Here is a 15,212-nt window from a genome sequence, read left to right on the forward strand (position 1 = left end):
GGCACTGAACCCCTTCTGACCCTCTGGCTCCAACCTTTTCATTACAGCGTCTTGCACCACTCCATCCACGCATGGTGTGGATCTACCGTGTCGACCAAGGTCGACACCCAGAGCGGGATGCCGTTCCGGCAGGCCGCGGGAAACTGTCGAAGGCGGGGTGGGTCCGGTGGCAGGGGCGTGAGCGCCATGGATGGCGCGACCGAGCTACAGGGACGTACTTGCAGCGCCCCCTGCCACCGGCCCCACCCCGCCCTCCCGCAGGAAGCCTGCTGTTGCTGTTGCCTCTGCGGGTGCAGGGCGCAGCCCTGCCCAATCCTCTTCAGCATCCATGTCCGAATGTGGCGAGTATCTCCAGCCGCACACGCCTAGACTGGCGCCATGGATACCGCCCTCGCCCTCGACACCGCCGCCTGCGACCGTGCCCGCCTGGCCCGCGACGCGCGCTTCGACGGCGTGTTCTTCACCGCCGTGCGCAGTACCGGCATCTACTGCCGCCCGGTGTGCCCGGCACCGCCACCGAAGCCGCGCAACATCACCTACTACCCCACCGCCGCTGCGGCCGCAGCTGCCGGCTACCGCCCGTGCCTGCGCTGCCGTCCTGAACTGGCACCGCAGGCCCAGCAGGCATTGGCCGGGCAGACCGTGCAACGCGCACTCGCCCTGATCCATGGCGGCTTCCTTCAGGAGCAGCCCGTCGCGGACCTCGCGCAGAAGATCGGCCTGAGCGCGCGCCAGCTGCAGCGCCTGTTCGTTGAACACCTGGGCGCGACGCCGGCGCAGATCCACGCCACCCATCGCCTGCTGCTGGCCAAGCAACTGCTGACCGAGACCACGCTGCCGGTGACCGACGTTGCGCTGGCCGCCGGCTACAACAGCCTGCGCCGCTTCAACACCGCCTTCCTGCAGGGTTGCGGCATGGCACCGACGGCGCTGCGTCGCCAGCACCAGCCGCTGGCCGCCGATGACGGCGGCCTGGTGCTGCGCCTGGTGTATCGCCCGCCGCTGGACTTCCCGCGCATGCTGGCCTTCCTGCGCAAACGCAGCCTGCCTGGCATCGAACTGATCGGCGAAGACAGCTACCAGCGTGTGCTGGGCACGCCCGAACGCCCCACCCTGCTGCGGGTCACCGCCGACCCGAAGCGCCCGGAGTTGCGCCTGCAGCTGGGCGCGGTCGATCCGCGTCTGATTCCGGACATCGTGCGCCGCGTGCGCCGCGTATTCGATCTGGACGCGGACCTGCAGCAGGTGCACGCCGCGCTGAGCGAAGAACCCTTGCTGGCGCGCGGTATCGCCGAACGCCCCGGGCTGCGCGTACCCGGCGGCTGGGATGGCTTCGAGGTGGGCGTACGCGCCGTGCTCGGACAGCAGGTCAGTGTGGCCGCAGCCACCACCTTCGCGCGGCGCCTGGTCGACGCCTATGGCGCGCACCTGCCGGGCATGCCATCGGAATTCGATCGCCAGTTCCCGGCGCCCGAGGTGCTGGCCGAAGCGCCCCTGGAATCGATCGGCCTGCCGCGCAGCCGCGCCGCCACCGTGCGTGCGCTGGCGGCCGCCTGCGCCAGCGGCCAGCTCGACTTCGCGCCCGGGCAGGCATTGGAGGAATTCGTTGCGCGCTGCGTCGCGCTGCCCGGCATCGGCCCGTGGACGGCGCAGTACATCGCCCTGCGCGGGCTCGGCCAGCCCGATGCGTTCCCGGCCGGCGATCTTGTACTGCAGCAGGTGCTCGGCCACGCGCAGGGCCAGCGCCTGAGCGAACGTGCAACCGAAGCGCGCTCGCAACCGTGGCGGCCGTGGCGCGCCTACGCGGTGCTGCACCTTTGGCACCTGTCCGGCACGTTCGTTGGAGAACCGACATGACCCTGTTGTTCGACCGTTTCGACAGCCCGATCGGCGTGTTGACCATCGCCGGTGACGAACGTGGCCTGTCACATGTGCTTTTCCCCGAGAACCGCCATCCGGCACGCGGGCGCGATGACTGGCACTACGCACCGGATGCGCTGCCGGAAGCGCGCGAGCAACTGCTGCAGTTCCTGCACGGCGAACGCAGCAGCTTCGACCTTGTGCTGGCACCACGCGGCACGCCGTTCCAGCTGCGTGTGTGGCAGGCGCTGGCGTTGATTCCGTTCGGCCAGACCTGGAGCTACCTGCAGCTGGCGCAGCACCTGGGCCAACCCAGCGCGACCCGTGCGGTCGGTGCAGCCAACGGGCGCAACCCGCTGCCGATCATCCTGCCCTGCCACCGCGTGATCGGCAGCAACGGCGCACTGACCGGTTTCGGCGGCGGCCTGGAAACCAAGGCGGCGCTGCTTCGGCTGGAACAACGCCAGGCCCCGCTGTTCGCCTGAGAGGGCTGGCCGGGCTGCGCCCGGCACCCGCAGAGGCAACGGCAAGGTCAAGAGCCAATACAGCTCCGATTTTCTACGCGTTGGGTGGGGCGGTATGGGTGGGCAGGACACGCCGTAAACCCATCCATGGGGGCTCGTTGGCGCCATCCATGGCGCCAACGGTCCTGCCCACCCACACCGCCCCACCTTCGACAGATTCCCGCGGCGGTGGGTAGGTGTCGACCTTGGTCGACGCGGTAGATCCACGCCATGCGTGGATGGAAGCGTCTGTAAACTGTCTGGAGAAAAGCCCCCTTTTTGTTGAAGGGGGCGCGCCGACAGGCGCGGGGATAAGGAAAAATGCGCGGACACGGCGCGCAATAGTGCGCCGTGTCTTGGGCGCGTCATTACCTCGCACTATCATGCGCGGATGACTTCCGTACGCCTGACCTGCGCGCTGGCGCTGCTGCTGCCATTGGCCGCCTGCACCACCGCGCCCGCCCCTTCCGCCTCCGTTCCCACACCCGTCGCTGCGGCTGCGCCGCCCAAGCTGCTGCTGATCTCCATCGATGGCCTGCGTGCCGACGCGCTGGACCGCGGCCTGACCCCGAACCTGCAGCGACTGATCGACGGCGGCGTGCGTGCACGCTGGATGACGCCGTCCTATCCGTCGCTGACCTTCCCCAACCACTACACCATCGTCACCGGCCTGCGTCCGGACCACCACGGCATCGTCAACAACAGCATGGACGATGCAACCCTGGGCCGTTTCGAACTGAGCAACCGCGACGCGGTCACCACCAGCGGCTGGTGGGGTGGCGAACCGATCTGGGTCAGTGCCGAGAACGCTGGCGTACGTTCGGCCACCACGGCGTGGCCGGGCAGTGAGTCTGAAATCCGCGGCGTGCGCCCCAGCAAGTGGCGCGTGTACGACGGCAAGCAACCGCTGGAACAGCGGGCCGGCATCGTGCTCGACTGGCTGGCGCAGACCGATGCTGATGCACCGCGCCTCACCACGCTGTACATGGAACACGTGGACAAGGCCGGCCACAACTACGGCCCCGAGTCGAAGCAGTATGCCGACGCCATCGTGCACGCCGACCAGATCGTCGGCCAGGTGCTCGATGGGCTGCAGCAGCGCGGCCTCGCCGCGACCACCAACGTGATCGTGGTCTCTGACCATGGCATGGCCAGCGTGCCGGTCGGCCAGGTGATCTCCACCGAGTCGATGGCCGACCCGGCCATTGCACGCAATATCAGCCAGGGCCAGTCGGTGGGTTTTGCGCCGGTCGCCGGCCGCGAAGCGGAAGCCGAACGCGCCCTGCTCGGACGCCACGCGCACTACGAATGCTGGAAGAAGGAGAACCTGCCGGCACGCTGGCACTATGGCACGCATCCGCGGGTTCCGGCCATCGTCTGTGTCATGGATGAAGGCTGGGATGCCCTGCATCAGGAGAAAATCGCCAAACGCGACCATCAGGATCGCGGCTCGCATGGCTACGACAATGCCCTGCCCTCCATGCGTGCCGTGTTCGTGGCCAGCGGCCCGTCATTCCGACAGGGTTTGGTGATCGATGGCTTCGACAATGTCGACGTCTACCCGCTGCTGGCGCACCTGCTGCAGGTGCCGGCCGCGCCGAACGACGGAAATCCGGAAACGCTGAAGAAGACCCTGCGCTGATCCGATTGTAGAGCCGAGCCCACGCTCGGCTGCATTGCGCCGAGGATGGGCTCGGCTCTACAAGAACGTGCATAAAAAAAACGCGGCGCCAGGCGCCGCGTTTTTCTTTGGACCGGTCGGTCGGCCGGATCAGGCCTTGGCGACGGCCTTCTTCGCCACAGCCTTCTTCGCCGGAGCCTTGGCCACGGTCTTCTTGGCAACCGGGGCGGCGGCGCCTACGGCGACCTTGCTCGCGGTGTGCGAACGGGCGTTGCCGTAGCTGGCGTTGTAGCGCTTGCCCTTGGCGGTCTTGCGGTCACCCTTACCCATGTCTTCAACTCCTCAAGTGTGAAATCTGGTTACCCCGTACTGACACGGGTTCGGCGGGGCCGCCTTGCTGGGCGCCCCCGCGCACGATCGAAAATCCTATCACGGAGCGCCTAGTGCGCGCAGCTGGCGTCGTGCACGTGGCCGTGGTTGAGGCGAAGATTGACCAGGTGGGCCACCCCCACCAGCAGGCCGCCGATGGTCATCACCACCGCATGCGGCACGGCGTTGTGGTGCAGCGGGTCGTACAGCACACCGGCCCACAACGCGACCAGGCCGGGAATCAGGAAGCCCAGCGCGCGCAGCGCGCCGTGGCGGCGGTAGCCCCATACCAGGCTGAACAGCCCGAGCAGGGTCACGAACACCACCAGCGCCTGCTCCACGCCATCGCTCAGCCAGAACGACAGGCCCAGCGAAGGCGCCGCCGCCAGCAGTACGGGAATCACCGCGCAGTGCACCGCGCACAGCATCGAACCGGTAGCGCCGAAACGGTCGAGCAGATGGCGCAGGCGTGAGGACAGGGACATGACTTCCAGCAGGGTCGGCGAATCGTTATGGAATAATATAACATCCCTTCCCGAACCGCACGGTTTCCCCTCCCCCTCTCCCATCGGCGGGATTCGTGCGCCCTGCGATTGATACAGTGTAACAAAGGACCGATCCATGCCTGCCCACACCCCACGGCTCAAGCCGCATTCCCTGGCCCTGGCCCTCGCCGCCCTGCTTCCGACCGTTGCCTTCGCCGCCAGCGAAGACGATTCCCATCGTGACCGCCACCTGACTGAACTGTCGTCGGTGCAGGTCACCGCGTCGCCACTGCAGGGCGATGCCGAATCGCTGGCCCGCCCGGTGGAGGTTCTGGCCGGTGAGCGCCTGGACGAGCAGAAGGCCGGCACCCTCGGCGATACCGTGGCCAAGCTGCCCGGCGTACAGAGCACCTTCTTCGGGCCCGGCGTCGGCCGCCCGATCATCCGCGGCCAGGAAGGCCCGCGCGTGGCCGTGCTGTCCAACGGCATGGGCAACATGGATGCATCCACCGTCAGTGCCGACCATGCCACCAGCATCGAGCCGTTCCTGGCCGACCAGATCGAAGTGCTGAAGGGCCCCGCCACGCTGTTGTTCGGCAGCGGTGCCATCGGTGGTGCGGTCAACGTGGTCGATGGCCGCATCGCACGGGAGCTGCCGGAGCGGCCGCTCAGCGGCCGCGCCGAACTGCGCGGCAATTCGGTGAACAATGAGCGCAGCGGCATGTTCCGCCTCGATGGCGTCAGCGGCAATGTCGTGCTTCATGTGGACGGCCTGGTGCGCAATGGCGACGACTACCGTATCCCTGGCTACGCGGTGATCGACAGCCTGGAAGACCACCATGACGACCACGACCATGACCACGCGGGCGAGGAAGGCGAAGAGCCGCGTCGCGGCCGCCTCGACAACAGCTCGATCCGCACCCGTGCCGGTGGCGTCGGTGCGACCTGGCTGGGCGAAGGCGGCTACTTCGGCGTGTCGGCCAGCACCTACCGCACCAACTACGGCATTCCCAACGGCGCACACGTGCACGCCGATGGCGACGATCACGGCCATGACCACGGCCACGACCATGGCGACGAAGAGGAAGGCGGCGACGAGCATGACGTGCGCATCGACATGGTGCAGAACCGCTTCGAGACCAAGGCCGGCATCTATGACCCGGTCTCGTTCCTGAAGAACATCAACGCACGCGTGGCCTATACCGACTACGAGCACGTGGAGCTGGAGGCCGGCACGCCGTCGACCCGCTTCACCAACCGTGGCATCGAAGCGCGCCTGGAAGCGGTGCAGCAGCAGATCGGTGGCTGGGACGGTGCCTTCGGCCTGCAGTTCGGCAACAGTGATTTCGGTGCCAAGGGCGAAGAGGCGTTCGTTCCGGATACAGGCACGAAGAACATCGGCCTGTTCGTGCTGCAGGAAAAGCAGTTCGGACCGTTCAAGCTTGAACTGGGCGGCCGCCACGACCAGGTCAAGCTGGACCCGACCGGTGATTACCGGCGCCGCACGTTCGGCGCCACCAACCTGTCTGCCGCCGGCATCTGGAAGCTCAACGACGCCGTTGACCTGCGTATCGGCGTGGACAGCTCCGAGCGTGCACCCACCAACGAGGAGCTGTATGCCGCCGGCGCCCACATCGCCACCCGTTCGCTGGAGATCGGCGACGCCAACCTGAAGACCGAGCGCGGCCAGCGCGTGGAACTGGGTATCCACACTCACAGTGAGCGCCTGGACTTCTCCGCGTCGGTCTACCAGACCAGGTTCAAGGACTTCATCTACCTGGCCGACACCGGTGTTACCGAAGGCCTGCCGGTCCGCGCCTGGACCCAGCAGGACGCGGTGTTCCGCGGTGCCGAGGCCGAAGCGCTGGTGCACCTGTTCGAAGGTGGCGCCGGTGACTGGGATCTGCGCCTGTTCGGTGACTACGTGAAGGCCAAGCTGGATGGCAGCGGCAGCCGCAACCTCGACATCGCCGTGCCGCACGGCGACCACAACCACAATTACAACGTGGAACTGGCCAACACCGGCTACCTGCCGCGTATTGCCCCGGCCCGCGTCGGCGCCGACCTGCGCTGGTCGAAGGACGGCTGGCGCGCCTCGGTCGGTGCGGTGCGCTACAGCCGCCAGAAGGACGTGGCGCAGAACGAGGAGCCGAGCGATGGCTACACCCTGGTCGACGCCCACCTGGCCTACCGCTGGGACCGCAACGCCAGCAACAGCTACGAGGTGTTCCTGGATGGCAGCAACCTGACCAACCGCGAAGTCCGTCCGCACACCTCGCTGCTGCGCGACTACTCGCCGCTGCCGGGCCGTGGTGTCGCATTCGGCATCCGCGCGTTCTTCTGATCGATGTAGGGGGGCGGAGCCCTTTCCGCGGGAAAGGGCTCTGCCCCCACTCGCCCTTCAACGCATGGCGGGACCGCACCACGAATACCATTCTCTCTCCCGGGGGGCCGTCTGGCCCCCGTTTCTTTATGCGTGAGCGAGGTCGCGGCGCCCTCGCTCACACACCCGTCACAAAGATGTGCGTACCACAACAAGCGGACAATCCCGTCACCCAATGTCTCGCCAATCGGACACTTTTGTCCGAAAATAATTCCATGACTGCCCAACGTGCCGATGCCGCTGCCCGCCGTGCCCTCATCCTCGACGCCGCCGATCATGTCTTCGGCCAACATGGCGTCACCGCCCCACTGGACCTGGTGGTCGAACGCGCCCAGGTGGGCCGCGCCACCCTGTACCGCAACTTCCCCGACCGCACCGCGCTGATCCAGGCGCTGCTGCAGCGCACGGTCGACCGCATCCGGCGCCAGGTCGAACAGCTCGGCGACCGCGACGACGCCCTGTTCGAGGTGTTCGAGGGCATGGCCCAGCGCATCATCGATTCGCCGGCACTGGCCGATTACTGGCGTGCGGTCGATTCGGACGTGCCGTCCATGCGCGCCGCGCGCGAGACAGTGCGCGACCTGCTGGAGGAACCGATCGCGCGCGCCAAGGCGGCCGGGCTGTGCCGTGCCGACCTGGAAAAGACGGATATTTCACTGATCTCAGGCATGCTGGGTGCGGCCCTGCGCGGCAAGACCCGCGACGAGCGCGCCCAGTTGGCCGGGCGCGCCCTGCAGCTGCTGCGTGGGGGTCTCCAGGGAGCTGCCAGCGAGGCCCGTTGATGGTCCAGCCGTATCTGAAGCCGGTTCCGGATTGGGAGGAGCATGAGAAGCCGACCATGCCCGGCTCGGCGTCGATGCCCTGGCACCCGCCGTACCGGCGCGCGGCCTATGCGCTGGTATCGTTGCTGGTGGCGATCACCGGCGGCCTCGGCAATGCGCTGGTTACCGCCAACCTGCCGTTCCTGCAGGGCCAGCTGGCGCTGACCCCGACCCAGGGCAGCTGGCTGGTAGCGGCCTATGCGATGGTGAATGTCACCGCCAACCTGTTGGCCTTCAAGTTCCGCCAGCAATACGGCATCCGCCTGTTCGCCGAAATCGGGCTGGGCCTGTACGCGGCGTTGGCGGTCCTGCACCTGTTCGTCGGCAGCTTCGAGACCACGATGCTGACCCGAGCCGCCAGCGGCTTCGCCGGCGCGGCCTGTTCGACCTTGGGCACGCTGTACATGCTGCAGGCGCTGCCGCGGCGCTTCACCGGCAATCTGCTGGTGGTCGGCGTCGGCCTTTCCCAGCTGGCGGTGCCGATCGCCTGGATCGTCTCCCCGGGCCTGGTCGATACCGGCCAGTGGCACCAACTGTACTCGTTCGAGGCCGGCCTGGCCCTGTGCGCCTTCGCCGCAGTGGTAGTGCTGAAGCTGCCGCCGGGCATCCAGGTGAAGGCGTTCGAGCCACTGGACTTCCTCACGTTCGCGCTGCTCGCCCCGGCCGTCGCCCTGCTGGTGATCGTGCTGGCGCAGGGCTACACGCGCTGGTGGCTCAATACAGCGTGGCTGGGCTGGGCGCTGATCGCTTCGATCGTGCTGTCCACCACCGCCTTGATCATCGAGCACTACCGGCGTAACCCACTGCTGCAGATCCGCTGGCTGTCGACGCTGCCGGTGCTGCATTTCATCGTCGGCGCCTTCCTGATCCGCTTCCTGACCACCGAGCAGTCCTACGGCGTGGTCAACCTGATGCGCACGCTGGGCATGGGACCGGACCAGATGCGGCCGCTGTTCGTGGTGATCCTGGCCGGGGTGATCACCGGAATCGCCGGTGCCTCGCTTACCTTCGGCCCGAAGCGGCTGATCGCCCAGCTGCTGATGGCGATCCTGCTGCTGGGCGCCGCCGCGTTCTTCGACCAGCACCGCACCAGCATGGATCGGCCGCACGACTTCTACGCCAGCCAGTTCCTGGCCTCGGTCGGTGCGGGCATGTTCATGGGCCCCCTGATCATGCTTGGCATCTCTGCTGCGCTGAAACAGGGCGTGGACCACATGATCACCTTCCTGGTGACGCTGTCGATCACGCAGACGCTGGGCGGCCTGGCCGGCTCGGCGGTGCTGGGCACCTTCCAGCTGCATCGCGAGCAACTGTATTCCAGCGCGCTGACCAGCCAGCTCGATCCGGCCGATCCGGTGGTAGCGCAACGCCTGCGTCTCCAGCAGCAGCTGTACAGCGCCCAGATCACCGACCCTGTCCTGCGCAGCGCACAGGGCAGCGCGCAGCTGGCACAGACCACGCGCCGAGAAGCCAACGTGCGTGGCTTCAACGATGTGTTCACCCTGAGCGGCTGGCTGGCGATCGGTTTCCTGTGCTGGTTGCTGCTGCTGTCGCTGCGTACCGCCGTACTGAAGCAATGGCGCAAGCGCCACCCGCCCGTGTCCACCGCGGCCACGCCGGCCGCATCCCGTTGAGTCCCCCCATGCCTCCCGTGCCGCCCCGACCCGACGACGCCGACAACGTCACCCCGCCGCCGCCCACCGACGCGGCGCCCGCGTCCACGCCGGTAGAACCCGCGGTCGCGCCGAAGTACCTCAAGCCCAGCGCGCGCAGCGTGGCGGTGATGGTGATTGTCGCCCTGCTGGGCATTGCGCTGATCCTGCGTGCCTGGCACCTGTGGCCGTTCACCAGCAGCGTGATGGTGACCGACAACGCCTATGTGCGCGGCCAGATCACGGTGATGGCGCCGCAGGTGAACGGCTATGTGACCGAGGTGCTGGTGAAGGACTTCCAGCACGTGAAGGAAGGCGAGCCGCTGCTGCGCATCGATGACCGCATCTATGCGCAGCGTGTCGCCCAGGCGCAGGCAACGCTGGACAGCGCGCGTGCGGCGCTGGCCAACTCCGACCAGTCGCAGGCGCAGAACCGTGCGCAGATCGCCTCGGCGCGCGCCACGCTCTCGGCCGGCCAGGCCGAACTGCAGCGCTCGCGCAACGAGCTGAAGCGCTACGAGGAACTGGCCGCACAGCAACTCGTGTCGATCAATGACCGCGACAAGTTCCGCACCAGCCAGGCCTCGGCGCAGGCCAGCGTGCAGCAGTCGCAGGCGCAGATCCGCATCGCCGAGGAAACGCTGGTGTCGACCCAGGTCGCGCGCAAAAGCCTGGAGGCCCAGGTGGAAAGCGCGCAGGCGCAGCTGGAGCTGGCCCGCATCGATCTGGCCAATACGGTGATCCACGCACCGCGCGACGGCCAGATCAGTGAAGCCAGCGTACGCGTGGGCCAGTACGTCGCGGCCGGCTCGCAGCTGCTGTTCCTGGTACCTGACACGCTGTGGGTGGTGGCCAACTACAAGGAAGGCCAGACCTGGGGGATGGCGATCGGCCAGCCGGCCACGTTCTCGGTGGACGCGTTCCAGGGGCAGGTGCTGAAGGGCCGTGTCGAAGAGATCGCGCCCGCCACCGGGTCGGAGTTCAGCGTGTTGCGCCCGGACAATGCCAGCGGCAACTTCACCAAGGTGGTGCAGCGGCTGCCGGTGCGGATCTCGATCGATCCGGGTCAGGCACTGGCGGCGCGGCTGCGGCCCGGCATGTCGGTGATCGTGCGGGTGGATACGGCAGGCAAACCCATGGACTAGGGCGCGCCCCTGCAGGACTCGGCTGGGTAGAGACGGCTGGGTAGAGTCGACTGTTAGTCGACTATCGCGCGCAGGGCGGGTTGCTCTTGGGCTTCACGGAAGAGCAGTCGACTAACAGTCGACTCTACCGCCGACCGACTCTACCGCCGACACGATCAACCCGCGCAGCGCGCGCAGAGACCGTGCACTTCAAGGGTCTGTGCCTGCGGCTGGAAGCCCAGTTCCTTGGCGCGCTTTTCCAGCTGGCTGACGATTTCCCGGTCTTCCAGTTCCACCGCGCTGTGGCAGCTGTTGCAGATCAGGAACGGCACCGAATGCGCGGCGCTGCTGGGGTGGTGGCAGGCCACGAAGGCATTCACCGATTCCAGCTTGTGCACGAAACCATTGGCCATCAGGAAGTCGAGGGCGCGGTACACGGTGGGCGGGGCATCAGCACCCACACCCTTGCCGTTGCGCACCCATTCCAGCAACTCATAGGCCTTGACCGGCTTGCCGGCCTCGGCGATCAGCTTCAGTACATTGGCGCGGATCGGGGTAAGGCGCAGCCCGCGTTCGCGCGAGACACGCTCGACCACCGCCACGAAATCCGATGCGTCGTGGACGTGGTGGTGCGGGGCGGTACAAGCAGTGGCGGTCTTGGCGGACATGCGCGTTCTCCGGTTCGGGCCTGGCAAGGATGCCTCAGGCCGTTGCTACCTTGGTGATGGCCACATCGATGCGTTTCAAGGCCTGCTCGCGGCCAGCCAGGTACACGGTATGGGAAATGTCAGGACTGACCTGGGTACCGGTGATGGCCACGCGCAACGGCTGGGCGACCTTGCCCATGCCGATCTCCAGCGCGGCGGCGACGTCGTGCAGGGCCACGCCCACCGACTCGGCGGTCCATTCCGGCAACGCCGCCAGCAGCTCGCGGGCCTTGCCCAGCGCCACCTCGGCACCGGCCTTGAAGTGCTTGGCCACCGCCGCGTCATCGTACTCGGTCAGCGGCTGGTACCAGACCACGGCTTTCTCGGCCATCTCCTTCAGGGTCTGCACGCGTTCACGCAGGGCGATCACCACGTCCTCCGGTGCCGGTCCGGCAGCCACGTCCAGCCCCAGCTTCTGCAGCTGGTAGACCAGGTGCGGCACGATCGCGGCCACATCCTCGGTCTTCAGGAAGTGCTGGTTGACCCAGCCCAGCTTGGCCATGTCCAGTCGCGAGGCCTTGGAGTTGCAGTCCTTCACGTCGAACAGCTCGATCAGCTCCTGGCGGCTGAACAGCTCCTGGTCACCGTGCGACCAGCCGAGGCGGGCCAGGTAGCTCAGCAGCGCATCGGGCAGGTAGCCGGCGTCCTTGTACTGCATCACGTCGGCCGCGCCGGTGCGCTTGGACAACTTGGCGCCCTGCTCGTCCAGGATCATCGGCATGTGGCCGAACTTCGGCACCGGCGCACCAATGCCTTCGTACAGGTTGATCTGGCGCGGGGTGTTGTTGATGTGGTCGTCGCCGCGGATGACCTCGGTGATGCCCATGTCCCAGTCGTCCACCACCACCGCGAAGTTGTAGGTGGGGTAGCCGTCCGGGCGGAAGATCACCATGTCATCCAGCTCGCTGTTGGCGATCTCGATGCGGCCCTTGATCAGGTCGTCGAACACCACCGTGCCTTCCAGCGGATTCTTGAAGCGGATGACGCGGTTCGGGTCGTCCCTGTAGGGCAGGCCCAGATCGCGCGCAGCGCCGTTGTAGCGCGGCTTCTCCTGCCTGGCCATGGCAGCCTCGCGCATCGCGTCCAGCTCTTCGCGGGTCTCGTAGGCGTAGTACGCCTTGCCCTCGGCGATCAGCTGCTCGGCCACTTCCTGGTAACGGGCAACGCGGTCGGTCTGGTAGATCGGGCCTTCGTCATAGTCCAGGCCCAGCCACTCCATCGCCTCCAGGATGGCGTCGATCGCACCCTGGGTGCTGCGTTCACGGTCGGTGTCCTCGATGCGCAGCACGAACTCGCCGCCACGATGGCGGGCCTCCAGCCAGCAGTACAGCGCGGTGCGGGCACCACCGATGTGGAGGTAGCCGGTGGGACTGGGGGCGAAGCGGGTGCGGCAGGTCATGGACGGCTCGAGGAACGGGACTCCCCCAATTTTACCAGCCCGCAGCCCCCGACGGAAAAAGGGGACGGAGGGGATTAAGTCGCGATTGCCCAGCCCGTGGGCACTGCAACCGGGAAACGGAGGGGAGATGCGACTTAATCCCCTCCGTCCCCTTTTACGGTTCCACCTTGCGCGGGAACGGCTGCTCGCGCATCGCGGCGTTGTAGGCGAACGAGGCGACGATGGCGGCGGCCTGCTTCAGGTCTTCCGGCTCGGCGTGGTCCCAGGTGTCCAGGTGGCTGTGGTGCACGTTGGTGAAGTAGTCCAGCCGGTCCTGGATGAACTGGAAGCCCGGCAGGCCGATGCGGTCGAAGCTGATGTGGTCGGTGCTGCCAGTGTTGCGGGTGGCCACGGTGGTGGCGCCCACGTCATGGAACGGCGCCAGCCAGGCTTCGAAGATGGGCATGGCCGCCAGGTTTTCCTGAGCGTAGATGCCACGGAAGCGGCCCGAGCCGTTGTCCATGTTGAAGTAGACCTGGAACTTGCCGTAGTCGCGGGTCTTCTGCAGTGCGCCGGTCGGCTCGCGCAGCGACGCCGGCAGCGCCTTCTGCGCCGGGTCGGTCGGCTCCGGGAACTTGCCGAAGTGCTTGGCCACATAGGCCTGCGAGCCGATCAGGCCCTGCTCCTCGCCGCTCCACAGCGCCACGCGGATGGTGCGCCTGGGCTTGGCGCCGGTGGCCTTGAGGATGCGCATCGCCTCCATCATCACCGCCACGCCGGCGGCGTTGTCGGCCGCACCGGTGCCGCTGTGCCAGGAATCCAGGTGCGCGCCGATCATCACCACTTCATCGGGCTTGCTGCTGCCACGGATCTCGGCCAGCGTGTTGTAGCCGGGCTGGTCGGCCTCGTCGGTGAAGCGTGCGGCCACATCCACGCGCAGGCGCACGGTCTGCTTGGCCTCCAGCGCGCGTACCAGCGGATTGAAGTGCTCGCTGATCATCGCCAGCTCGGGAATGCCCACCGACTCACCGGCCTTGCGCGAACCACCACCGGCAACGCGGATGATGCCGTTGTCCCAGCTGCTGATGCCGATCGAGGCCAGCGCGCCCTCTTCCACGAAGAAGGCATTGACCTTGGCCGCCAGCTGCTGGCGTTCCTGGTATTCCTTGACCCGCTTGGCGCGCTCGGCGGTGGCGTCCTTGTCCTTGGGCAGGGTGAACTCCTGCAGGCCCTCCAGCGAGGTGGCGTCGTGGCGGTGCGAATCGGGCTCGGTGCCCCGCTTGTATTCGCGTGCCTCGCCCAGCAGGAGGATCTTGCCACGCAGCTTGCCGCGGTACTTCTCTATGTCTTCGGACTTCTTGATGTCGACCTGCACCAGCTCGCCTTCGACCGGGCCCTTCGTACCGGGGGTCCAGGCCTTGGGCAGCGCATGCAGCGGCTGCACGCGGTCACCCAGCATTTCCACGCTCGCCGAGGTGAATTCCCAGCCACGGCCGAAATCATCGAAGGCTTCGTCGTGCACGTTGTCCAGCTTCCATTCGCTGAACTTGCCGCGGGTCCACGCGTTGGCGCGGCCCATCGCCGGCGAATTGGTCAGGCGCGCGCCGATGCGTTCGGTGAGGTAGCTGAAGGTATCCATCACCTGCGAACGGTGGAAGGCCTCCTGGCGGATGCGGCTGACCATGTCCAGGTCCACCGGTTCGCGCTGCTGCGCCATTGCATTGCCACCCATCGCCAGCGCTACAGCCAGCACGCCCCACTTCAACACATCGCACCCCTGCCCTTCGGCTCGATCTTCAACCCATCGAGTCTAGCCAGCAGGGGCGCGCCGATACCGTCCCATCGGTCATGGACAGCAGTAGATCCACGCCATGCGCGGATGAACAACCCGATCACCCCCTCCACCCCAACCACAACTGCGCCCGCTCCGGCAGCAACAACAACCAGTGCCGCCGGTCGATACTGCTGCAGCCGTACACCGCCGCGTGTGCCGGCCAGTCATCGGGCAGGCCGTCGATGCCGATTTCGGCCAGCGCTTCCGCCCCGGCCTTCCAGGGCCGGTAGCGCGGCACCCGTCCGGCCACTGCGCCACGTCCCTGCCGCGCACCCTGCAACCAGCCCAGGCCCTTGCCCCGCAGTCCTTGGCAGGTCGCCGCCGCCAGCTGGAAGCGGACCAGGCCGGGGGCGATCCGTGCCCCCGGCAGGGCCGCCAGCACGCCATGTGCCTGCAGCAGTGCATCCACTTCCAACAGGGCCGGAATACCCTGCCGTGCCCGTTGCCGCAATCCCTGGCGCCAACTCATGGCCTG

At 67.2% G+C, this 15,212-nt stretch carries 13 protein-coding genes; 7 read left to right on the forward strand and 6 right to left on the reverse strand.

The window, feature by feature from the left end; genetic code table 11:
• Nucleotides 1-378 precede the first annotated feature (378 nt).
• From AC5P8J_RS02105 to AC5P8J_RS02115, 3 genes are all read left to right on the forward strand, one after another.
• A complete protein-coding gene (locus tag AC5P8J_RS02105) occupies nucleotides 379-1,857 on the forward strand; it encodes a DNA-3-methyladenine glycosylase 2 (protein WP_019659161.1) in 1,479 nt (492 codons plus the stop codon).
• A complete protein-coding gene (locus AC5P8J_RS02110) occupies nucleotides 1,854-2,345 on the forward strand; it encodes a methylated-DNA--[protein]-cysteine S-methyltransferase (RefSeq protein ID WP_021202265.1) in 492 nt (163 codons plus the stop codon). The genes AC5P8J_RS02105 and AC5P8J_RS02110 overlap by 4 nt, the downstream gene beginning before the upstream one ends.
• Nucleotides 2,346-2,754: 409 nt before the next feature.
• Nucleotides 2,755-4,005, forward strand: coding sequence for an alkaline phosphatase family protein (locus AC5P8J_RS02115; protein WP_346483510.1), 1,251 nt, complete (start codon nucleotides 2,755-2,757; stop codon nucleotides 4,003-4,005).
• 129 nt (nucleotides 4,006-4,134) lie between these two features.
• On the opposite strand, the gene AC5P8J_RS02120 is transcribed toward AC5P8J_RS02115, so the two are convergent.
• Both AC5P8J_RS02120 and AC5P8J_RS02125 read right to left on the reverse strand, forming a co-directional pair.
• A complete protein-coding gene (locus tag AC5P8J_RS02120) occupies nucleotides 4,135-4,314 on the reverse strand; it encodes a 30S ribosomal protein THX (protein ID WP_004150462.1) in 180 nt (59 codons plus the stop codon).
• A 110-nt stretch (nucleotides 4,315-4,424) separates the two neighbouring features.
• Nucleotides 4,425-4,838 (reverse strand): MerC domain-containing protein, encoded by a 414-nt coding sequence (locus tag AC5P8J_RS02125; RefSeq protein WP_008264835.1) that lies wholly within the window; start codon nucleotides 4,836-4,838, stop codon nucleotides 4,425-4,427.
• A 136-nt stretch (nucleotides 4,839-4,974) separates the two neighbouring features.
• Here AC5P8J_RS02125 and AC5P8J_RS02130 point away from each other — a divergent pair, with 136 nt between their 5' ends.
• From AC5P8J_RS02130 to AC5P8J_RS02145, 4 genes are all read left to right on the forward strand, one after another.
• Entirely contained in the window at nucleotides 4,975-7,182 is a 2,208-nt protein-coding gene (locus AC5P8J_RS02130; protein WP_021202516.1) for a TonB-dependent receptor, read from the forward strand.
• A 254-nt stretch (nucleotides 7,183-7,436) separates the two neighbouring features.
• The gene (locus AC5P8J_RS02135) at nucleotides 7,437-8,003 is read left to right on the forward strand and encodes a TetR/AcrR family transcriptional regulator (protein ID WP_019659167.1); all 567 of its coding nucleotides are present in this window, start codon (nucleotides 7,437-7,439) and stop codon (nucleotides 8,001-8,003) included.
• On the forward strand, nucleotides 8,003-9,676 hold the full coding sequence (locus tag AC5P8J_RS02140) for an MFS transporter (protein WP_021202515.1): 1,674 nt from the start codon (nucleotides 8,003-8,005) through the stop codon (nucleotides 9,674-9,676). Before AC5P8J_RS02135 ends, AC5P8J_RS02140 begins: the two co-directional genes overlap by 1 nt.
• 8 nt (nucleotides 9,677-9,684) lie before the next feature.
• Nucleotides 9,685-10,839, forward strand: coding sequence for an HlyD family secretion protein (locus AC5P8J_RS02145; protein WP_111101990.1), 1,155 nt, complete (start codon nucleotides 9,685-9,687; stop codon nucleotides 10,837-10,839).
• A gap of 155 nt (nucleotides 10,840-10,994) precedes the next feature.
• Here AC5P8J_RS02145 and AC5P8J_RS02150 read toward each other — a convergent pair whose 3' ends face one another.
• The 4 genes from AC5P8J_RS02150 to AC5P8J_RS02165 form a co-directional block, all read right to left on the reverse strand.
• Nucleotides 10,995-11,486: a Fur family transcriptional regulator gene (locus AC5P8J_RS02150; RefSeq protein ID WP_021202513.1), complete on the reverse strand. Its 492-nt coding sequence runs from the start codon at nucleotides 11,484-11,486 to the stop codon at nucleotides 10,995-10,997.
• A gap of 34 nt (nucleotides 11,487-11,520) precedes the next feature.
• A complete protein-coding gene (gene gltX / locus AC5P8J_RS02155) occupies nucleotides 11,521-12,924 on the reverse strand; it encodes a glutamate--tRNA ligase (RefSeq protein WP_111098983.1) in 1,404 nt (467 codons plus the stop codon).
• 154 nt (nucleotides 12,925-13,078) lie between these two features.
• Nucleotides 13,079-14,671, reverse strand: a complete 1,593-nt coding sequence (locus AC5P8J_RS02160; RefSeq protein ID WP_188250087.1) for a M28 family metallopeptidase — start codon at nucleotides 14,669-14,671, stop codon at nucleotides 13,079-13,081.
• 124 nt (nucleotides 14,672-14,795) lie between these two features.
• Nucleotides 14,796-15,206: a hypothetical protein gene (locus AC5P8J_RS02165; RefSeq protein ID WP_111101987.1), complete on the reverse strand. Its 411-nt coding sequence runs from the start codon at nucleotides 15,204-15,206 to the stop codon at nucleotides 14,796-14,798.
• Between the last annotated feature and the right edge of the window lie 6 nt (nucleotides 15,207-15,212).

The sequence above is a fragment of the Stenotrophomonas sp. YJH_SMC_37 genome, assembly GCF_059370035.1.